16 protein-coding genes and 2 riboswitches are annotated in these 22,841 nt (G+C 46.1%); of the genes, 15 read left to right on the top strand and 1 reads right to left on the bottom strand.

What is annotated here, in order from left to right:
* Positions 1–122 precede the first annotated feature (122 nt).
* Entirely contained in the window at positions 123–1,223 is a 1,101-nt protein-coding gene (gcvT, locus tag ACXHJ2_RS04705) for a glycine cleavage system aminomethyltransferase GcvT (RefSeq protein ID WP_165083093.1), read from the bottom strand.
* Between the two features lie 79 nt (positions 1,224–1,302).
* Positions 1,303–1,399, bottom strand: a riboswitch (glycine riboswitch).
* A riboswitch (glycine riboswitch) is annotated at positions 1,400–1,592 on the bottom strand.
* A 301-nt stretch (positions 1,593–1,893) separates the two neighbouring features.
* Between gcvT and gcvH the strand changes: the two genes are divergently transcribed.
* The 15 genes from gcvH to ACXHJ2_RS04780 all read left to right on the top strand — a co-directional run bounded on the left by gcvH (position 1,894) and on the right by ACXHJ2_RS04780 (position 22,740).
* Positions 1,894–2,292, top strand: coding sequence for a glycine cleavage system protein GcvH (gene gcvH, locus ACXHJ2_RS04710; RefSeq protein ID WP_165083095.1), 399 nt, complete (start codon positions 1,894–1,896; stop codon positions 2,290–2,292).
* Positions 2,293–2,718: 426 nt separating this feature from the next.
* Entirely contained in the window at positions 2,719–4,197 is a 1,479-nt protein-coding gene (locus tag ACXHJ2_RS04715; RefSeq protein WP_165083097.1) for a PTS mannitol transporter subunit IICB, read from the top strand.
* Between the two features lie 83 nt (positions 4,198–4,280).
* Positions 4,281–6,359 carry a BglG family transcription antiterminator gene (locus tag ACXHJ2_RS04720; RefSeq protein WP_165083099.1) on the top strand — a complete coding sequence of 693 codons (2,079 nt, stop codon included), beginning with the start codon at positions 4,281–4,283 and terminating at the stop codon, positions 6,357–6,359.
* Positions 6,356–6,790 (top strand): PTS sugar transporter subunit IIA, encoded by a 435-nt coding sequence (locus tag ACXHJ2_RS04725; RefSeq protein ID WP_013372570.1) that lies wholly within the window; start codon positions 6,356–6,358, stop codon positions 6,788–6,790. Before ACXHJ2_RS04720 ends, ACXHJ2_RS04725 begins: the two co-directional genes overlap by 4 nt.
* Positions 6,787–7,932, top strand: a complete 1,146-nt coding sequence (locus ACXHJ2_RS04730) for a mannitol-1-phosphate 5-dehydrogenase (protein WP_165083101.1) — start codon at positions 6,787–6,789, stop codon at positions 7,930–7,932. Before ACXHJ2_RS04725 ends, ACXHJ2_RS04730 begins: the two co-directional genes overlap by 4 nt.
* 210 nt (positions 7,933–8,142) lie before the next feature.
* Positions 8,143–10,296 (top strand): DUF454 family protein, encoded by a 2,154-nt coding sequence (locus tag ACXHJ2_RS04735; RefSeq protein WP_165083103.1) that lies wholly within the window; start codon positions 8,143–8,145, stop codon positions 10,294–10,296.
* Positions 10,289–11,944, top strand: a complete 1,656-nt coding sequence (locus ACXHJ2_RS04740; protein WP_165083105.1) for an amino acid ABC transporter ATP-binding/permease protein — start codon at positions 10,289–10,291, stop codon at positions 11,942–11,944. The genes ACXHJ2_RS04735 and ACXHJ2_RS04740 overlap by 8 nt, the downstream gene beginning before the upstream one ends.
* 309 nt (positions 11,945–12,253) lie before the next feature.
* Positions 12,254–14,785, top strand: a complete 2,532-nt coding sequence (gene pulA / locus ACXHJ2_RS04745; protein WP_165083107.1) for a type I pullulanase — start codon at positions 12,254–12,256, stop codon at positions 14,783–14,785.
* 236 nt (positions 14,786–15,021) lie between these two features.
* Positions 15,022–15,663, top strand: a complete 642-nt coding sequence (locus tag ACXHJ2_RS04750) for a 50S ribosomal protein L25 (protein ID WP_013372564.1) — start codon at positions 15,022–15,024, stop codon at positions 15,661–15,663.
* 209 nt (positions 15,664–15,872) lie between these two features.
* A complete protein-coding gene (locus ACXHJ2_RS04755; protein WP_165083109.1) occupies positions 15,873–17,369 on the top strand; it encodes a methyl-accepting chemotaxis protein in 1,497 nt (498 codons plus the stop codon).
* Positions 17,370–17,551: 182 nt separating this feature from the next.
* Positions 17,552–18,538, top strand: a complete 987-nt coding sequence (locus tag ACXHJ2_RS04760; protein WP_165083111.1) for a S66 family peptidase — start codon at positions 17,552–17,554, stop codon at positions 18,536–18,538.
* 42 nt (positions 18,539–18,580) lie between these two features.
* Positions 18,581–18,829 (top strand): hypothetical protein, encoded by a 249-nt coding sequence (locus ACXHJ2_RS04765; RefSeq protein ID WP_013372561.1) that lies wholly within the window; start codon positions 18,581–18,583, stop codon positions 18,827–18,829.
* 45 nt (positions 18,830–18,874) lie between these two features.
* On the top strand, positions 18,875–20,536 hold the full coding sequence (locus ACXHJ2_RS04770) for a sensor histidine kinase (protein ID WP_185156539.1): 1,662 nt from the start codon (positions 18,875–18,877) through the stop codon (positions 20,534–20,536).
* A complete protein-coding gene (locus ACXHJ2_RS04775) occupies positions 20,533–21,297 on the top strand; it encodes a LytR/AlgR family response regulator transcription factor (RefSeq protein WP_013372559.1) in 765 nt (254 codons plus the stop codon). The genes ACXHJ2_RS04770 and ACXHJ2_RS04775 overlap by 4 nt, the downstream gene beginning before the upstream one ends.
* Positions 21,298–21,486: 189 nt before the next feature.
* Positions 21,487–22,740, top strand: a complete 1,254-nt coding sequence (locus tag ACXHJ2_RS04780) for an L-lactate MFS transporter (RefSeq protein WP_165083113.1) — start codon at positions 21,487–21,489, stop codon at positions 22,738–22,740.
* Positions 22,741–22,841: the final 101 nt, after the last annotated feature.

Raw genomic sequence — 22,841 nt, forward strand, 5'->3', positions numbered from 1 at the left:
GGTTCTGGCTCCTTTCGAAAAGCAAAATTTAGATAGTAAATTAGCTAATACATAGTCTTAATTGGAAAATCCAGAATTTTATATCTGACATGATCGCTTGTTTAGAATGAAGAGGATTAAGATCAGCGTAGCCGTTTATAAAAGGGGGCTGGGACCACTTCCGCACGCAGGCGTTTACCACGAATTTCGACCTCCAGCGGTGTCGATAGGGTGCTAAAACGACTGTCCACCAGGGCCAGCCCCAGATTACGCTTCAAGGTGGGCGATTGAGTACCCGTTGTGACCTCACCGATGCGTTGACCTTCAGCGAACACCGGATAATGAGCGCGCGGGATACCGCGGTCAATCATTTCCAGCCCGATCAACTTGCGAGGAATTCCTTGTTCTTTTTGACGTTGCAGTGCTTCCCTGCCGATAAAATCTCCTTTGTTCAACTTGACGAAGAAACCTAAACCAGCCTCAAGCGGTGAAATTGTGGCAGATAACTCCTGTCCGTACAACGGGAGCCGTGCCTCGAAGCGCAGCGTATCGCGAGCACCAAGTCCAGCGGGAATCAGCCCATTCGATTCACCGCAACGAAGTAAACCATCCCACACGGCGGGTGCTTCCTCAGCAGGGATATAAAATTCAAAACCGTCTTCGCCGGTATATCCAGTTCGCGAGACAAGTGCTTTTGCTCCGAACAATTGCACGTTCTCATGGAATCGGAAAGAAGCCAGATTCGTAATATCTGCATCTGTCACAGCTGCGGCAATACGTGCAGCTTCCGGTCCTTGTAATGCCAGCAATGCTATCGCATCAGACACATTCTCCAGATGAACCGATGCAGGTATGTGGCGAATGAGCCAATCCCAATCTTTGTCGATGTTGGAGGCATTCACAACGAGCATGTAGCGCTCTGGTCCTTTGCAATATACAAGCAAGTCATCCACTACGCCTCCATCGGGGTAACACAGGAGTGAATATTGTGCTTGGCCCGGTTCCAACTGACTGACATCATTCGTAGTTACCTGTTGCAAAAAAGCCTCAGCTTCTTTGCCTTCAACCAAGAACTCGCCCATATGCGATACATCGAATAAACCTGCACGTTGTCGGACGGCCTCATGCTCCTTTTGAATGCCGCTAAACTGAACGGGGAGTTCCCACCCGCCAAAGTCAATACAACGAACCCCGGGCTGCGTCCCGTAGGACGAATATAGTGGTGTTCTTCGCAAATTAGACATTTTTTCACTCCTATCCAGTGTAATCGGCTAAACAAAAAAGACAGGCTAAAAGAAACGTATAGACGGCAGTCCATACTCTTCTTTCAGCTCTGTCCTTGATACCAGAAAGTTACCCCGGTGTGAACCAGGTTTCCCCTTGGGTGATCCGCTCTTTTCACGGATGCTCTCCAGAGATGCGTCCGGCAGAGGTCCTTTTGCCTGAGAGATTCACCTGCAATGCAAGTTTACTCCTTCGGCGCTACCTTTTGGATCAACGGTATGTTACCCGGTTTTGCAGATAACAACTTGACCCGATTCGCGTGTACAACTGTCTCACAAGCGACAACAGCTATGCGAATCTTTTTTGGTAGTCTCTCCCTCCGCGTTCATCCGCGTTTGCAGTTGTCGAGGTGTTTTCAAAAGCAATTACTATAACCCATTAATACGCAAATCCATTTAAAATGTCAATAAAAATGTCATATAAAACAACCTAAAAAACATTTATTGTATAAATAAGAATATGTAAGCGTTTGTTACAAGTTATCATTTTTTTATAGACTGCGCTATATGAGTTGGTATGGAGTATTTTTGTTAGTATTATTGACATGGATGTTCTTGTTGTCATAATCTTAACTTGTCTAATACAGGTGATCAAAAGCATTTTATTCATGTGGAAGTGAGGCGAAGCAGGATGAGTGAAGTGAAACAGCAACTTTGGTATACAGACGAACATGAGTGGGTTCAGCGCACAGTGGATGGGACGTTGCGGATCGGCATTACAGACTTTGCACAGCATCAACTGGGTGATATTGTTTTTGTGGAATTACCTGGGGCGGGAACAACGATTGGACAGGGGACGGGGATTGGTACAATTGAATCGGTGAAGACCGTATCCGATCTTTTTGCTCCGGTGACGGGAACCGTTTTGAAAGTAAATGAAGCTCTGGAAAGTACACCTGAGTTGGTGAATGAATCACCCTATGAAGAGGGTTGGATGATCGAAGTAGAGATGAGCAATGATGTCGAGGAAGCTCTGGGCAAGTTGCTGTCTGCGGAGCAGTACGAGCAGTTGATTTCAGATGAGCAATAATGAGCAATACAGCATGAAATAATAGCGCTTTATTCTGATTTTTTATATGGATATTGAATTAAATAAGAGCATCGTTAGTCCGCTCAGTTTTTGTATAAAATAGTCGCTATGACCTGACATAGCGGCTATTTTTTTGTTGTCTTTTAGAAGACGTATTTACGTTGTTTGCTCAGACTTAGAAGAGAGCATCACTATAAAATTGTGTAGATTTACAACAGTGTTTTTTCGACTAATTTCTATTGTTATCGGCCATATTAAGAAGAATTATGCAGGTATAATGCCTTGTCGTTACTTTAAATTTAAATGTTGTCATCAACGTTCATGACGAAAGTACGTTTTCATTTCGTTGATGAAGATAGCGCTGTCATTTAGTATGAATTTTAAGAAAAGGTAGTGATGCTATTTACTCACAAGGAGGATATGAATATGAGCACAGTGGACACAAAGTCCAGTTCAAACGGTGGCGCTCGTGTCGCCGTACAGCGTTTTGGCCGCTTTCTCAGCGGTATGGTTATGCCCAATATGGGAGCCTTTATCGCATGGGGATTAATTACGGCCCTTTTTATTCCGACCGGGTGGTTCCCGAATGAGGGTTTTGCACAACTGGTTGATCCGATGAAAAATTATTTGCTGCCACTGCTGATCGGTTACACGGGAGGCACGATGATTCACGGACAGCGTGGAGGTGTGATCGGTGCCATTATGACGATGGGGGTCATTGTGGGGGCCGATATCCCGATGTTCCTGGGCGCGATGGTAGCTGGTCCGCTGGCTGCATGGATATTGAAGAAGTTCGATAAGGCCATTGAGGGCAAAGTCAAATCAGGTTTTGAAATGCTGGTCAATAATTTCTCGGCTGGGATTATCGGTGCCATTCTAGCATTACTAGCGCATGTTGCGATCGGCCCGGTCGTGCAAACCATCAGTCAAGTGTTGTCGACAGGGGTACAGTTCCTCGTAAACGCAGGGCTACTGCCGCTTGTCAATCTCATTATTGAGCCCGGAAAAGTATTATTTCTCAACAACGCACTGAATCATGGAGTATTGAGTCCGATTGCGCTGGAGGAAGCTGCAAGAACAGGAAAATCCGTTTTGTTCATGCTTGAATCCAATCCTGGCCCGGGACTCGGTATTTTGCTGGCCTATTGCCTGTTCGGTAAAGGCTCTGCGAAGTCGTCTGCTCCTGGTGCAGTCATTATTCATTTTTTCGGCGGGATTCATGAAATTTATTTCCCTTATATTTTGATGAAGCCGATTCTGATTCTCGCTGCTATAGCAGGGGGCGTTGTTGGAACCTTCTGTTTTATGTTGACAGGTGCCGGACTGGTTGCTGCTCCTTCACCAGGCAGTATCATTGCTTACTTCCTGATGACACCCAAAGGCGGATATTTGCCGATGCTGAGCGGAGTAATCGCAGCTGCGGTCGTATCCTTTGCGGTTGCCGCAGTATTACTCAAAACTGGTAAGCAAAAGGAAGAGGGGCTGGAGGAAGCTGCATCCCGTCTGAAAGATATGAAAAATCAAAGCAAGGGTGCAAGTGCTAACGCCACTGTAATGGAAGATAACCGCGCATCCGATCGTGCTGCCGAGATTGCCGCAGATCGAACGCTTAAGGATAAATCTGAGGTGAATAAAATTGTCTTTTCTTGTGATGCAGGTATGGGTTCAAGCGCCATGGGAGCCTCAATTTTGCGCAAAAAAATGAAACAGGCGGGCGTGGGCGTTACGGTAACGAATACGGCAATCAGTGAAATTCCACAGGATGCGGATATTGTCATTACACAAAAAACGTTGACAGACCGGGCTAAAACGGTAGCCCCGAATGCTGAGCACATTTCCATTGACAATTTTCTGAAGAGCCATGAATACGAAGCGCTGGTTGAACGGCTGAAATCCGATTCTTAATCCCCATAAAGTCAGGCCGGCTGTATACAGTTTGTATTTCCTGCTGGAAGGGATGAGAGCTTGGGAAGGAACGGTATGCGCTTATGAATATTACGAAACGACAATCTGACATCGTAGAGTATCTTTTGGAGCAGCCTCAAGAGGTTACGGCCGGGGAAATTGCTGAGAAGATCAATGTCAGCACAAGGACGGTTCATCGGGAACTTGGCGCAGTTGAGTGTTGGTTGGCGGCTCATGAGGTAAAGCTGGAGAAAAAATCAGGGATCGGTATTTTTGTGGATGCCGACCCGATTCAGCTTGCAAGTCTGCGGGAGCAATTGCTGCATACGAAGTCAGACGAATACTCGGCTGAGGAGAGAAAAATTGTAGTTCTGTGCATGCTGCTGGATACACAGGAGCCGATCAAGTTGCTGGCGCTAGCATCGGATTTGAAAGTCACAGTAACTACGGTCAGTCATGATCTGGACGAATTACAAGGCTGGATCGAAGATCGAGGGCTCATGCTTGTGCGCAGACGGGGATACGGTGTCGAGATTACAGGACGGGAGATAGACAAAAGACGGGCGATTTCTGAGCTTGCTCTCGAATATTTGGATGAATCGGATCTGTTTTCCGGCCGAGAGGAGCTTCGTCCCGTAACACGTGTCACAGAAAAATTGCTGGAGATGATTGGCAGAGAGAATCTGCTAACCGTGGAGAATGCCCTCTGGCAGCCTCATGATCAATGGCTGAAAAACATGGTGGAAAGCAAATATATGGAACTGCTGATTCAAATTTGCGTTTCTCTGGCACGTCTGCGCCTTGGGTACGTTGTGGATCATCGTCTCTCGTATTTGAAAACAGATTCAGAGGAGAATATCATGCTGCGCACAGCTATGGTGGAGCGTATATGCGCAGAGTTGTCAGCGGCGCTGGATATTGAATTTCCAGAACCGGAACGATGTTATTTCGGGTTGCTGTTCCGTGATGCTGAGGATCATTCCACCCGCTTGCTGCCACTGGATGATCTTGTACTGCTGGAGTCGGTTCATGAGTTGATTCGTCGTGTAGAGGCAGAGACAGGCACACCATTAGCAGAGGATCGTGTCCTGCGTGAAGGGCTGATTGCCCATATGGCTCCAGTATTCAAACGTTTGAGGGAAGGGAGAGCGATCCGCAACCCTCTCCTTCAGCAAATCCGCAAGGATTACGGCAGCTTGTTCGACTCGGTCAAAAAGGCTGCGGCGGATATGACAGAAATGGAAGTACCAGATGAAGAGATCGGATTTCTGGTCATGCATTTTGGCGCTTCGTTGGAACGGCTGCGACAATTGCAGCGGGAGGTTCGAGCAATCGTAGTCTGCACGAGCGGAATTGGGTCCTCCAGACTTCTGGCAACAAGACTGGCCAAGGAGCTGCCACAGATCAAAATCGTGGATAGGGCCTCATGGTACGAGGCAACGCGGATTCCCAAGGAGGATTATGATCTGATCATTTCGACAGTGGAGCTACCGCTTGAGCCGGATCGGTATCTCAAAATCAGCCCGCTGCTGACGCAAGAGGAGAGTGACCGCCTGCGTCATTTCATCCAGCATATTACACTCAATCAACTCAGTGATCATCGTCAGGAACAGGCTGTTCTGCCCGGCCAGGGCATGGAGTGGCTTACTGGTCTACGGAAAAGTCTTGAGGAGATTGTGCACATTGTACAGCAATTTCAAGTGTATCCACTGGAAAATCAAGGGATGGATATGCCAGCTACCATAGAGGCTATATGCATGTTGGAGGCAGGGCGGGGAAATGTCACAGAGCCTTCTGTTGTTGCTGAACAGCTTATGGAAAGAGAGCGCCAAGGTAGTCAGGTGATTGCTGATACCTCCGTTGCTTTAATTCATACACGCAGTCCCTATATTCGCCAGCCTTCGCTGGCCTTGTATAGGCTGGCTGAGCCGCTGTTGGCGGATGTAGACGAACAAGTGGAATGCGTTCTGCTGATGTTGGGACCTCGTGAGTTACCGAAAGAAAGCTTGGAGGTATTGAGCGAGATTAGTGCATTACTGCTGCAGGAAGACATGATTACACTACTGGAACACGGTAGTAGAGATCAGATTGCCAATTATATATCGACTGAGCTGGCTGAATTTTTTCACAGTAAATTAGGGACAGGGAGGAACCTACCGTGAGTATTATGACGATAGACAAAATAAAAATGAACGCAACCGCCAAAGACAAATATGAGGCGATTCGTATGGCAGGACAAATCCTGCTGGATGCAGGACATATTACAACTGAGTACATTGACAAGATGCTTGAACGCGAGGAGATTGTATCCACCTATATCGGGAACGGGCTGGCTATTCCACATGGTACCAAGGAATCCAAGACACTTGTTCAATCCACTGGCATCTCCATCGTTCAGTTCCCGCAAGGCGTAGATTTCGGGGAAGAAAAAGCATACATGGTGATCGGCATTGCAGCCCAAGGCGGCGATCATATGGAGATTTTGACAAGTATCGCTGTGGTATGTGCGGAGGAAGAAAACATGGACAAACTTCGCAACGCGGTGATCCCACAGGAAATTATAGATCTGTTCGAAAGTGAGCTGGAGCTATGAGAGCCGTCCACTTTGGAGCAGGAAATATCGGTCGCGGCTTTATTGGGCTGATTCTGTCGCGTGCAGGCTATGAGGTTGTTTTTTCAGATGTCAACGAGACACTTGTATCTGAGTTACGCCGCCGCAAGCAATATACTGTTGAGTTGGCGAATGATACGAAGGATACGGAGACAGTAACGAATGTAACCGCGATTGACGGCAGAGATGCATCCGCTGTAGCGGATGCAGTAAATCATGCTGATCTGGTAACGACCGCAGTCGGGGTTAGCATCCTCAGGCATATTGCAGCAGGTATTGCCGAGGGGATAGCACGGCGGGTAGAGCGTGGAGCAGGCCCGCTGCATGTGATTGCTTGCGAAAATGCAATTGGAGGCAGCGCCCAACTGAAAGAGCATGTTTTTGCGCTACTCGATGAGGCGACTCGTGCCAAGGCAGAGGCTTCGGTATATTTCCCCAATGCTGCTGTAGACCGGATTGTGCCGATCCAGCATCATGAGGACCCGTTGCATGTGCAGGTAGAGCCTTTTTACGAGTGGGTGGTGGATCGCTCGCAAATGGCACCTGACCATGAAGAAATCGAAGGCATTCTTTACGTGCAGGATCTGGAGCCTTATATTGAACGCAAGTTGTTCACGGTGAATACGGGGCATTGCGTGGCGGCCTATATTGGTTATACCGCAGGTTATGCCACGATCCAGGAGGCCATGAAGGATACCAAGGTGGTAGATTCAATCCAAGGGGCGCTGGAGGAAACAGGAGCGGTGCTTGTAAAGCGATTCGGCTTGAATCAAGGGGAGCATAAGAAGTACATCTCTAAGATTCTGGATCGCTTCCGCAATCCTAATCTGACAGACGAGGTTACTCGGGTCGGACGTTCACCGCTTCGCAAGCTGTCTCCCAATGACCGTCTTGTACGTCCCGCGCTGCAAGCGCAGGAGTATGGTATCCGGACCGATCATCTGGCGTTAGGAATGGCTGCTGCCTGTAAATTTGATATTACGGAAGATCCCGAAGCGGTTGAACTTCAGCAGGTGATTCGCAGCCAAGGGGTGAGTGTAGCGCTGACACGTTATACGTCCATACCTGCAGATGACCCGTTACATCGGCAGGTATTGGAGCAATATGATATTATAAGTTCATAAAACAACGCAATAACACGCACTTATTTCAATCATCCTCTTGAAGACCAAACATCTACATGAGCACAAAAGTGTTCTGTAGAGTTGAGCTTCAAGAGGATTTTTATATGCGTGATTTACATCACATAACAACCTGACTAAATTATATATATTGATAATGATTATCATTATCTATAAAATATCATTAACAGTATATATATTAGGGGGATTATAGTGAAACCGATTTATATTACCTTAGGGTTTTTATTTTTGGCACTTGGCGTTATTGGCGTAGTGGTGCCGTTGCTGCCGACTACACCGTTTCTGCTGCTGGCAACCTTTTTCTTTATGCGGGGGTCTGAAAGGATTCATCGGTGGTTTTCCAATACGTCTCTGTATCATAAATATCTGGAAAGTTTTGTTCAAACCAGGTCGTTGAAATTGTCTACAAAAATTACGTCATTGGGCTTAGCGTCAGCTATGCTGATTACAGGCTTTATCTTTACCCCTAATATATGGGGCAAAACGCTCATCGTCTTGGTCATCCTTTTTAAATATTATTACTTTATATTCCGAGTCGGAACTGTGAGAGAAGCTGAGGTGGAAACTCCGACTTCAACTGAAGCCGTTCCTACTCCAAAAAAAAGATCTAAAATGGTCGACAGTCGTCTGTTAGGCCTGGTGGAGCATTCTCGAAAATATATCATCTTGGGTGTGCTTGTACAGTGGATCGGTCTTTTAGGGAGTATAGCCGCTGTTTTGTCTATGGCCTTTGTGATGCAGCAAGCATGGGAGGGACAAGTGACTCGCAAGCTGATTCTATTCATGACGGTCATTGTTATGGCTGCCATTGCAGTTCGCTTTCTGAGTAATTATGCAGCCAGTATGTTGTCCTATCGGGCTTCAATCAATGCTAAAAAAACGCTGCGCTCACAGATTTACGGCAAGCTGCTAAAGCTGGGGCCCTCTTATACAGATCATACTTCCACTTCGGGGGTTATTCAGGTTGCTGTAGAAGGGGTGGAGCAGCTTGAGACCTATTTTGGAAGATATATGCCTCAGCTATTCTATAGTCTGCTTGCGCCTGTAACGTTGTTCATCACCCTCTCTTTTGTCAGCTTCAAAGCGGCTATTATTCTATTAATCTGTGTTCCCTTAATTCCAGTGTCCATTATTGTCATTATGAGGATGGCTAAAAAGCTGTTTCGGAAATATTGGGGCAGCTATGTCAATTTGGGTCACAGCTTTTTGGAAAATGTACAAGGTCTGACCACGCTCAAAATTTACGGGACAGACCAGGATAAACATCAGGAGATGAACACAGCGGCTGAGGATTTTCGCAAAATGACGATGAAAGTCCTGACTATGCAGTTAAACTCCGTGGCTGTCATGGATCTTATCGCATTTGGTGGTGCCGCCGCTGGTGTGCTGGTCGCGGTAAGCGAATATTCTTCAGGTCATATTGGCTTGGCGGGAGCGCTCATCATTGTTTTGCTGTCGGCAGAGTTTTTCATTCCGCTGCGTCTGCTCGGTTCCTACTTTCATATCGCCATGAACGGAATGGCAGCAAGCGACAAAATATTCCAAATGTTGAGTACAGAGGATTTTATACAAGGACAACAAAGCATAGAAGCCACAGACATTCAACTGGAACGGGTAAATTTTGCTTACGATGAAAGAGATACCTTACGAAATATATCCATGAATATCCCTCAAGGGAGCTTTGTTTCCATTGTTGGAGAATCAGGTTCAGGTAAAAGTACGGTAGCCGGATTGATCGTTGGACATCATGAGGGCTATCAAGGAAGCCTGAAGATCGGAGGAACCGAACTGACCTCCATTACGGAAGAAAGCCGCTTGCGTCATATGACCTGGATCGGTTTTAACAGCTACATTTTTAAAGGCACTGTAGAAGCGAATTTGAGAATGGGGAATGAGCACGCGGATGAGCAACAAATGCTGGAAGCGTTGCGGCAAGTGAAGCTGTATGATTTTATTCTCTCCGAAGGGGGACTGGAAGCAGAGATAGAGGAGCAGGGAGCGAATCTGTCAGGAGGACAGCGCCAACGGCTAGCACTGGCCAGAGCGTTGCTGCACGATAGTCATGTGTATATTTTTGATGAGGCTACCTCTAACATTGACGTTGAGAGTGAGGAAGGCATCATGGAAGTCATACATGCACTGGCAGGTCAAAAAACAGTGATTCTCATCTCTCACAGACTGGAAAACGTGATCCAATCTGACTGCATTTATGTGCTGCAAAATGGCTTAGTGGCAGAATCCGGAACGCATCAGGAGCTGTTGAGCCAGCAGGGACATTATGCGGAGATGTATCTCAGTCAGCATAGGATGGAACAGTTTGTGAAAGGAGGTGCTGTATATGCGTAGACACGGTTTACGGATTATGGGTCAATTGTTGGTCTTGGCAGGGCCTCTTTTACCTGTGCTGCTCATAACGATTGTTACAGGAGTGCTTGGTTTTGTATGTGCTATTGGCATTATTGTGTATGGGGCCCTTGCCCTACTGACAGCAACGGGCATCACGACAGGCTACAGCATGACATTTTTGCTGACTACCATCGTGCTATGTGCTGTATTACGCGGCGTATTTCGTTATGGCGAGCAAATGAGCGGTCATTATCTCGCCTTCAAGCTGCTGGCCGTGCTGCGTGACAAGGTGCTTCTAGCCTTGCGTAGGTTGGCTCCAGCCAAGCTTGAAGGCAAAGACAAAGGGAATCTGATTTCGCTGATTACAAGTGATATTGAGCTATTGGAAGTATTTTATGCGCATACGATAGCGCCTGTTATGATCGGCATTATTACTTCATTGCTTATGGTGTTTTTTATAGGCTCTTATGAGCCTTTACTAGGCGGGATCGCTGCGCTTGCTTACATAACCGTCGGTTTATTCATTCCTCTGCTTACGTCACGTATGGGCAAGCGCCAAGGGATGGAATACCGGAGCAGCTTCGGCCAGCTGAGTAGTTATTTTTTAGACAGCTTACGCGGGATGAAGGAAATTGTTCAATATGGGCAAGGGGAACAACGATTAAATGAAATTAACCGTCGTACGGAGCAGTTGGATGCCAAGCAGAAGGACTTGAAGCATCACGAAGGCATCACAAGAGCGATCACAGATGCGGCTGTAGTCGGATTTTCATTCTTGATGCTGCTAGCTGGATTGTATGGCATGTCTAAGGGGCAGATGGATTTTACAAGTATGCTGATTTCAGTCATTGCCCTGTTTAGTTCATTTGGTCCGGTGGTCGCGCTGAGCAATTTGTCTAACAATTTGCTTCAGACGCTGGCAAGCGGGGAACGAGTGCTGAGTCTGCTGGAGGAGACCCCGGAGGTAGAAGAAAATATGGATGGAATGACTGTTGGCTTTACTGGAGCGCAGATAGATAAGGTGACTTTTGCATACGATGGTCAAACGGTGCTGAAGGACGTAAGTCTCACGATACCGCCCAAGCGAATTATAGGTATTCAGGGTAAAAGCGGCTCCGGCAAGTCAACGTTGTTGAAGTTGCTGATGCGATTCAGGGACCCGCAACAAGGTGGAATTTTGCTATCTGAACACGATTTAAAGGACATTGAGACCCGACATTTGAGAAGCTTGCAAAGCTACGTCGATCAGCATACGTTCCTGTTTGATGATTCCATTGCAGCTAATATCAAAATTGGAAAGCCTGATGCTACACATCAACAGGTTGTAGAAGCAGCCCGTAAGGCATCAGTGCACGATTTTATTATGACATTGCCTCAAGGATATGACAGCCGAGTTGGAGAGTTGGGGGACAGGCTGTCTGGTGGAGAACGTCAGCGCTTGGGACTGGCCAGAGCCTTTGTTCATGATGCGCCCCTCTTACTGCTGGACGAACCAACTAGCAATTTGGACAGTTTGAACGAAGCGATTATTTTAAAATCGTTAAAAGAACAGCAGCAAGATAAAACAATTATCCTTGTATCGCATCGAAGCTCTACCATGCGAATGGCTGACGAAATTTTTCAAATGGATAACCGCCGACTCTCCTGAAAATGGTACATGGTTTAGCATGCTTTTTTCAGTCTAGTCTATAAGTGATAAAAGCTAGAAAATAAATGTGATGCTTTGGAGGCGAAAGCTGTAGCCTGTTCATCGTTTTGTCATAAAATGGAGTGTGCGTGTTGAAATGAGAGTGTCATCCTTATTTAATTCATCCAGCTTTTCAAGCTTGTCTTATTTTGATAGCCTATGAGGTGAGGATTTTGCAAATCCTGAGGTATATTGACAAGTCATAAACATCATAAATGATGGATGAACAGAGGCTATAAGCCGATGTATAAAAATGGGTGGTGAACAGGAATGTCTGATTTCAATCAGCTCAAGGGACTTGAGCACACAGCATATCCCATATATGAAGGCTATGATTTGGGTCTTACTTATACGCCTGCGGGCAGCAAATTTAAGGTATGGGCACCGACTGCACAGCAGGTTCATATAGCGTTGTATAGCGACGCAGGGGTGTACGATCAGGAAGGAATCGTTCAGGAGCACGGTGGTGGTCAGGAATTTCTAATGAGCCGTGATGATCAAGGTGTATGGTCTATCGAACTGGAAGGCGACTGGAACAGATATTATTACATGTACAGGCTGGAGTGGGTGGACCACACCATTCATTATGCTGCCGATCCATATGCCAGAGCGGTATCAGCCAATGGGCAACGTACGGCTATCATTGATTTGGATCGAACCAACCCGGATGGATGGGAACAGGATGAGGGGCCTGTACTTGAGCGTGCGACAGATGCCATTATCTATGAGCTTCATGTGCGTGATTTTTCGATGGACCCCCATTTTAATACGGGTATAAAAGATTTATCTGCCGCTCAGGGGCGGTTTGCAGCCTTTACGTATACGGGATTAACGGATTCCGAGGGTAACCGTATCGGACTGGATCATTTGCTGGAGCTGGGCATTACACATGTTCATTTGCTTCCCGTGGCTGACTTTCATACGGTGAATGACTTTTCGGAATTAGGAACTGAATATAACTGGGGCTATGATCCGCAGCACTATAATGTGCCGGAGGGGTCCTACTCTTCCAATCCAGCTGATCCGGAGGCTCGTATACGCGAGTTGAAATTGCTGGTACAGTCTCTGCATGCGGCCGGCATCGGTGTCATTATGGACGTCGTGTACAATCATACGTATTCGGTGGAAAAGGGTCCGTTTGAGCCAGTTGTACCAGGATATTATTATCGTACAGATGAGCAAGGGAAGCTCACCAATGGATCAGGTGTAGGTAATGAGATGGCAACCGAACGTCCGATGGTGCGCAAGTATATCAAGGATTCACTGCGCTATTGGGCAGAGGAATATCACATAGATGGCTTCCGGTTTGATTTGATGGCGTTGATTGATACACCGACTGTAGAGCAGCTTACCCGAGAACTTCGCTCTGAGATACGTCCCGATCTGCTGATCTATGGTGAGCCTTGGACAGGAGGAGAGTCCCCTCAGCCTTTGCTTACATTAAAAGGAACGCAGCGGGATAAGGGTTTTGCCGTTTTTAACGACAATTACCGTTCTGCCATTAAGGGAGATAGCGACGGTACAGGAAGCGGGTTTGCTACGGGGGCGGAAAATCAGGAGGAACGGGTACTTCAAGGTGCTTTTGGAGCTATTTATGATTTCACAGCTCAGCCATCAGAGACCGTCAATTATGTAACGGCCCACGATAATCTCAATTTGTGGGATAAAATTTTGACGGTGAGACATTTGCGGGAGCATTGTCGTTTTCCGCAATGGGAGCAGGGGAACCCCAAAGATGGAAGGACAGCCGAACAAGCCGTAGCCGAAGCAGACCCGTATCAGGAGATGGATGAAAGTAACCTACTTGAAAACGAAACTGTACGTAAGTCCCTGTTAGCTAACGGAATGGTTCTGACATCGCAAGGCATTCCTTTTATCCATGCAGGGGATGAACTGCTGCGTTCCAAATATGGAGACCATAACAGCTACCGAAGCTCTGATGTGGTGAACGCCATCCGTTGGAATCACAAGGCGAGGTTTCGACCTGTGTTTGATTACTACAAAGGCTTAATTGCTTTGCGGCGCAGTCACCCGGCATTCCGTATAGATCAGCGTGAGCTAGTGGAGCAGCATATGGAAGTCCTGCAAAGCAGTGGACATGTGGTGGCTTTTGCCTTGAGGCATCATGCTAACGGCGATGCCTGGAATCATATTGTAGTGATTTATAACGGTTCGGATACAGAGCAGACCATATCATTGCCTGCGGAATCGGACCGTTGGCATGTGGTCGTGGATGCACACGGGGCCGGGATTGAGACACGGTATGAAGTGGTAGGTCATCGTGTGACGGTATCGCGCTGGTCGATGATGGTGTTGTACGATCAGGATGGACCTCCCCAAGCCTCCTTTTTGACAGAGCATGATCATCAAGCTAACGAGCAAATGGATAACAAAACGAAAGGCTTGGATGAGCGGACAAATCAAGAGATTGCAGGTACAGCAATGACAGATGCCCAGCTAGGAAACGATAGAGAGGTTATTCCATTCCGCACAATTGAATTGATCTACGAGCGTGCAGATCGGCAATACTCTGGCTGGAATGTGTGGGTATGGGGCACTGGGTACCGTGACGGACATGTTAAATTTCAAGATTTAGATGACGGCCGGGCAATAGCCCGCATTCGGGTGGCTCCTGATGTACAGCGAATTGGCTACATTGTCCGCCTGAATCACTGGGATGCCAAGGATGTGGAGGCAGATCGTTATATTGTTGTAGATCTGACCCGGTCTGTGATGCAGGTATTGATTCATAGTGGCAGAGAGGAATATTTATTACTGGTTAACGATAACCGAGCGGGATAGACTTGTATGCCTGGTTGCCATATATACACGAGAAAATAGCATTTTTCGATCATTTCGAGAAATGCTATTTTTTTATGCAAGTGTGCGTCACTTTCAGAAAAAAGGGGTAAAATAGAATTATGGAGTTGTTTAGTTTTGCCAGCTTGCTGGCTCATATTCTGTAGTACGACTGGTAAACCAAGCAAGATTCTTGGAGGAAAATCATTTGTAAGGTAACCTGAAGGAGGTTGTATATCATGAGTTCTAATGGAGGAAGTATTCAACTAACCGCCCAGCCGAGAACAGAGAAGAAGGGTTCGGCCATTCGTGGATTAAGGTTAAAAGGACGGATTCCAGCTGTGGTTTACGGCTCTGAAATCGAGGGAACCCCTGTACATGTCGATGCCAAGGAATTTAATAAAGTAGTCAGAACCGGACGTTCAGAGGTTTTTAATCTCACAGTAGAAGGCGGAGAAACGATCCCAGTCATTATTAAAGATTATCAACAGCGTGACAACCAATGGTTGCATGCCGATTTTTTAAAAATTTCCAAAAACAAACCGCTTCGCGTGCGTGTTTCTATTGATTATCAGGGAACCCCTGTAGGTACAAAAACAGGCGGTATCCTGCAAGTTCAAGAAACAGAAGTCGAAGTTGAAGGTTTGCCTTCTGACTTGCCGTCCACCATTGAAGTGGATGTATCCGCACTGGACATTGGCGACAAGCTGAGCGCAAGCGACTTGAAGCTTCCTAAAGGTGTGACGCTGCATGTCTCTGAAGAGGAGTTGCTGGCATCCGTGATCGTGCCGCGTGCAGTCGAGGTAGAGAATGCTGCTGTGGAAGGTGATGCAGCGGCAACTGAAGGCGCTGAAGAGGCTTCCGAAAACAAGGAATCTTAATGAAGTCAGCAGGCATATTGAACGTTGGCTGATTAAAGAAGATGATCAAACCGTTGAGCTAAAAACCGTTCCCTGTTAGGGGGCGGTTTTTCTCTTTAAAACACGACCATCATTCAATACGCGTCCTGATATGACGATATATATAGTATGGCATTTACATTTTTATTTTATAAATACCTAATATATATCTAAGGAGCGCGTACGCAATCATGGACAGAACGAATGAATTGTTGTGGCAAAGAAACAAATTGGTGATCATTATTTTTTGGATTATGACTTTGAGCAGCATCATCCCGGCAGTATCTAATCCCTCGATGTGGGTATCTAGTGGTGTAGGATTTGTAGTCGCGGCAGTTTTGACAATTCTGAATATGAAAAAGAAAGGAATCCGTCTTATTCCTTGGATTATTACATTTTATAGTGCATTTATATGTATATTTGTGAACTTGTCTAGCGTGGATGTAGTAGTTTCGATCTTTATCTGCTCATTGTTGTTGCTCTACCCATCTTACCGATATTTTCTGGTAACCATGACCTTAAATCTGTGTAATATTTTTGTACAAATTACGATCGGTACGCCCGCAACTCCCCAGGCTACCGGTTCTTTGCGTTATGTGCATGAGTTTATCATTGTTTTACTGATTGGTTTGCTACTGTTAGTGGTATCGGTGTTAAATCAAAAGCAGTTTCAGAAAACGGAAGAGCAAAATAAAGATATGGAGGCCACAAGGCAACGGATTGAATTCCTGTTTGAGCAAGTTAGACAAGCTGTAGCTGGATTGCATAGCTTTACAGAACGATTCAGGAATCAAGTGGATGCTACAGGCAACGTGACGAATGAAGTCGCTATCGGGTTTCAGGAGGTTGCCAAAGGGGTAGAAATGCAAGCTTCGAATATCACTGAGGTCACGGATAACTTGGCTCAGTCTGATCAGCACGTGCGCGAGGTTGCCGATCATTCCCGAGAACTGAAGCAGCTCTCCGAAGATACGAAAAATGCCGGGGGTAGAGGGAGCAGTCAACTACTTGCACTAACATCTCAAATTAAGGATTTGGGTCGGGTGATGAGTCGTACCAAAGAAGAATTAGATGAGTTTAAAGTGCAGAGTGACAATATGTCTGCCATGCTTAAAGATATTACTCAAATCTCAAAGCAAACCAATTTGCTGTCCTTGAATGCATCCATTGAGGCTGCCAGAGCGGGAGAGCATGGGAAAGGATTTGCGATTGTGGCTGGAGAAGTGCGTAATTTGGCTGAAATGGTTGGAAACACCTCAGTGGCGATGGAAGGTATTTTAGAGCAGCTGAGAACTCAGATGGATTCTGTTGTAAGTCAATTTGACATGGGACAGGAAAGATTACAACAAAGTATGGAGTCGGCACATTCGACCGAAATTGTACTGGAGGATATTCTGCAAAATGCCAATAAAGTATTGGTGCAGGCCGTGGAGGTAGAGTCCAGTACGAATAGTATGCAGCAATTTTCGTCTCAGGTCGTTCAAGAGATGATGGAATTTTCCAGTGTGACTGAACAAGCAAGTGCAGCGTCAGAGCAAATTTTGGCTGGAGTAGAGGAGCAGCAAAATATAACCTCCAATATGGTGGCGGGATTTAGTGAGCTGGAGGCATTGATTATTCAGTTGAAAGAGCTGGTGCATGACCAGAATGAGGGCGGCAGTTCTAGCAAAATCAGCAAAAGTAAATAACCGAAAAGCTTCATCAGCGGACTAGAGATCCGGGGCTTATCGCTAACAAGCGGTATCCCCGGTTTTTTACTGTGTTTAAGAAGAAGGGAAATGAAGTGGGAAGTTTTAGAAGCTATAATTAGATGGAAGTTGATGGTATAATTTGTGGCAGTTTAAATGCTTTGTAACAAGGGGGAATGACCATGATGATGGGAAAGCAAGCACCTAAATTAAAAGCTGGAGACGAGATACGCATTCTTTCGCCATCCCGAAGCTTGTCTATTGTTTCTGAGGAAAATCGCCTGATTGCCCAGCATAGACTGGAGACACTTGGGTTTAAAGTGAGCTTTTCACAGCATGTGCTGGAAAACGATGACTTTGCATCTTCTTCGATAGAGTCTAGAGTAGCTGACTTGCACGAAGCTTTTGTGGATCCAAAGGTAAAGGGCATTCTGACCTCCATTGGGGGGTATAATGCCAATCAGCTTCTAGCCCATCTGGATTATGATCTGATCGGCGCTCATCCTAAACGATTATGTGGCTATTCGGATATAACGGCGTTAAGCCATGCGATTTATGCCAGAACAGGGCTTATCACGTATGCAGGACCTCACTTTTTGACGTTTGCTATGTTGCGAGGAAATGAATATACGACGACTTATTTCCAAAGGTTAATGTTGGAAGAGGGCAGCATTCAAATCCAATCGTCGCCAGAGTGGAGTGACGATACTTGGTATCTGGATCAGGATCAAAGAAGCTTTCACCGCAATGCGGGTCCATATGCGATTCATGAAGGCGAAGCAGAGGGTACGATTGTGGGCGGAAACTTGTGTACTCTGAATTTGTTACAGGGAACCCCATACATGCCAAGTCTAAAAGGAACCATAGTGTTTGTTGAGGATGATTACGAAAGCTCTCCCGCTACATTTGACCGGGATTTGCAATCATTGTTGCACCAGCCCGGATTTGATCAGGTTAAAGGAATCATCATAGGACGATTTCAGAAGGCATCGCATATGACAGAAGAATTGCTGCGGCAAATCATTCGCTCGAAAAGAGAATTGGCCTCTATACCGGTGATTGCAGATGCCGATTTTGGCCACACCACGCCGCAGTTTACATATCCGATTGGCGGAAAGGCGCTTATTCGTGCCCGTAATGGCAGGGTGAGGATTGAAATATGTGAATAATGATAGAGTGATAGAATTTATCGAACTGGGGGAGAAATTCCTATGGAGCTTAAATATTTGTTAATCGGCGTGTTAAGCCTATTGGGTAGTGGAGTGATATATACGATGGAGCGCTTTATATCCGTCATTCAATGGGCTGCGAATTCCGTCCCTGTTAAATTGAATAGTTCAGGTATATCTAATTCAGAACCTGATATGCCGAGTTTTATTGACAATATATTTGTTATTATTTTATTCGTATGTGGCTTGATGATACTCGGGTATGGTGTGTACGAACGACGTACACGATAACACAACCTATGTAGGCATATCCGTTTTTATTTGGGAGGAACGCATGTGAACGCCTTGTTGGAAATGCTGATGCAGCTATTTGAGCGCGCGGCATTGTTGCTGATTTGTTTGTTTTTTATTACACGTATCCCCCGGTTTAAGGAAACCTTGCAGAAGAACAGTCATTCTCCGGCAGAGCTGACGTTACTAACATTGATTTTCTGTATGTTTGCACTGTTTGGTACCTACACCGGGATTGAAGTTGAAGGCTCGCTGGTTAACGTTCGGATTATCGCAATTATGGCGGGCGGAATTTTATTTGGACCTTGGGTTGGGATCATTACAGGTATTGTATCTGGGATTCATCGTTATCTGATTGATATCGGGGGAATCACCTCGATTCCGTGTCTGATTACAAGTATTCTGGCAGGTGTGGTGTCAGGATATATCGGTCGCCGGGTCAATCGTTCCAAGAGATGGCTGGTCGGTATCGCCGCAGGTATGGTCTGTGAAGCGTTGACGATGCTGCTCATTCTGGTGATGGCCCAACCTCATGGTCTTGGTGTGGACATCGTTTCCAAGATCGGTCTACCGATGATTATCGGGGAAGTCAGTATCGGTTTAATCGTTCTATTAATCCAGAGTGTGGAGGGGGAAAAGGAGAATATCGCGGCCAGACAGGCCAAGCTGGCATTGGATATTGCCAACAAAACGTTGCCTTATTTTCGTTCCATTAATGCGGAATCCTTGCATACGATTTGCTCAATTATAAAAGAAGACATCAAGGCAGATGCGGTGGCGATTACGGATACCCGAGATGTGCTGGCTTACGTCGGTTTTGGCGAAGAACGCTATCATATCGGGGATGAAATCATTAGCGATGTGACTAAATCGACGATCCGTAGCGGTAAAATCACGATCCGCAACCATATCGCTGACGACAAAACGCCCCAAATCCAGTCTCTGCTCATTATCCCGTTAGAGGAGCGGGGAGAAGTAACCGGAACCCTAAAGATTTACTACCGAAAAGCTTATAAAATCACGTATCCGTTGCAGACGATGGCGATTGGCTTGTCTCAGATCATTTCCACGTTAATGGAAGTGTCGCGTGTGGAGCAAATTAAGGAAGCGGCGAATAAGGCCGAGTTAAAGGCACTCCAGACGAAGATCAACCCTCATTTTCTGTTCAACGCGTTGAATGCCATTGCCTCGACGACGCGCACCAAACCGGATAAGGCGCGAGAGCTGATCATCAATTTGTCAGGCTATCTGCGTTATAATTTGGAGCTGAATGATGATTTGATCGAAATTCACAAGGAGCTTCAGCAGGTGTCGGATTACGTAGAAATTGAAAAAGCTCGCTTCGGCAATCGGCTTCAGGTGGAGTATGTAATGGATGAGGTGTCCGTGCGTATTCCGAGCCTAATTATCCAGCCCCTAGTTGAGAATGCGATTAATCATGGAATCCTCAAGAAAAAGGGACCAGGTACAGTAACCATTTCTGTAAAAGACCGTGGCGAAAAGGTGCGTATTTCTGTAGCTGATACCGGGGTGGGTATACGGGACGATGTAGTGGATAACCTATATCATGATCAAGTTCCGGCTAAACAGATCGGCTTGTACAATGTGCACAGAAGACTCAAGCTTATGTACGGTGAAGGAGTTATTACTCTTAAACATGATCCGGGCACCGAAGTATATTTTGACATACCAAAGGAGAAGTCATGAAGGCCATAATTGTAGAAGACGAACTTCCAGCGCGTGAAGAGCTGGAGTATCTTATTCAGACTCATAGCAGCATTGAGGTGACCGATAGTTTCGAGGATGGGCTGGATGTGTTCCGGTTTCTGCAAGATCAGGAGACGGATGCGATCTTTCTGGACATTAACATTCCTTCATTGGACGGGATGCTATTGGCACAGAACATTAGCAAATTTGCTAAAAAGCCCTATATTATTTTTACGACCGCCTATAAAGAACATGCGGCGCAGGCTTTTGAACTAGAGGCGTTCGACTACATTCTCAAGCCATATGATGAAAAACGGATCGCATCCATGCTGCATAAGCTCGAAAATGCTTATGAGCAGCGAAACGCTCAGATACAGGAACCTGTCCAGGCTGGGCAACCCCGAGCTGCTGAAACCAGTACCGTTGCTGCTCCGGGGCGTATTAATCTGCTGAAAAATGACAAAATTATCGTAACGGATGCAAACGATATTTACTATGCGTGTGCGCAGGAAAAGGTAACTCGTGTCTTTACAAGGCACGAAGAATATACGATGCCGATGAGCATTTCGGAATTTCATGCCCGCCTGCCGCAGCAGGACTTCTTTCGCTGTCACCGATCGTATACGGTTAATCTGTCGCAAATCCGTGAAATTGTACCTTGGTTCAATCATACGTATCTCCTGCGCTTGCGTGGACTAGAAGCAGAAATTCCGGTGAGTCGCAGTAAGGCCAAGGAATTCCGGCAAATTATGCGACTTTAAAGGCATTTCATTCCGCTATATGTGCATTTCATTCCTCAAACGATTTCTGGCTGACATGCAGGGTTATAATAACCGTGTAGACAGGATCCTTACAGACTTGCTCTTTCACAGACGCAAAGCGTACTGGATTCACGGTTATCATCATAACAAATGGATGCTGTAGAGCCGGAATGAAAAGAGGAGATCAATATGAAATCAAACAGCGGAAATCGCCTGCTGGTCGTACTTGGAACGATTATTGTCCAGATGGGCTTAGGTACCATTTACACATGGAGTTTATTTAATCAACCATTGGTGGACCGCTTTGGCTGGAACCTCAGTTCGGTCGCTATTACATTTTCAATTACCAGTTTTGCACTGGCGTTTGCTACGTTATTTGCAGGCAAGCTACAGGATAAATGGGGACTACGTCGTCTGATTTTGTGTGCAGGTGTCGTGTTAGGGGCAGGGCTCATGCTCAGTTCACAGGTAACTTCGTTATCCTTACTGTACATTTTGGCGGGTATTATCGTAGGTTTTGCGGATGGAACGGCATATATTACATCACTGTCGAATCTGATTAAATGGTTTCCTGAGAAAAAAGGACTTATTTCCGGTATTTCAGTTGGGGCCTACGGAACAGGCAGTCTGATATTCAAGTATATTAATGGTTCGCTGATTCAGTCTGTTGGCGTATCGCAAGCGTTTCTGTATTGGGGAATGATCGTGCTGATCATGATCGTCGGGGGTTCTTTCCTGGTGAAAGAAGCAGTAGTCATGAATAAGCCTTCGGTACAAAATGGGGCTGTACAGCGGGACTACACCGTTAAAGAAATGCTGCGCACCAAGCAGGCATACCTACTGTTCGTCATGTTCTTTACCGCTTGTATGAGTGGTCTCTACTTGATCGGAGTGGTCAAAGATATCGGCGTACGGATGGCTGGTTTGGATGTAGCAACAGCCGCTAATGCGGTCGCTATGGTCGCTATTTTTAACACGGCGGGTCGGATTATATTAGGTGCGCTATCCGATAAGGTGGGTCGTCTGAAAGTGGTAGCAGGTGCACTTTTAACAACAGCAATTGCAGTTACAGTACTGAGTGTGATACCCCTGAATTTTGGTTTGTTCTTTGCCTGTGTAGCAGGGATTGCTTTTTGCTTCGGCGGCAATATTACAGTCTTTCCTGCCATCGTAGCTGATTTCTTTGGTCTGAAGAACCAAAGCAAAAACTATGGTATTGTGTATCAGGGCTTTGGCCTTGGTGCGCTGGCGGGGTCATTTATCGCTGCCTTGCTCGGCGGATTTATCCCAACATTTACCACAATTGCTGTGCTATGCGTCGTATCGTTCCTGATTGCCCTCACCATTCGCACCCCAGAACAAGGTAAAGGCAAACTGCGCAGTGAACGGAAGAAAAATGCCAACGGTGTACGCAGCATGAAGCCAGGTACAAAATTAGGTTAAACGATTTGAGAAAATAGGACCAGATGAATGCCAAAAGACCTGTCATCATTCTCTAAGGGAGATTATGGCAGGTTATTTGTTTTTCCAATAACCTATTTTAC

It is taken from the genome of Paenibacillus sp. ALE3 (assembly GCF_054113405.1).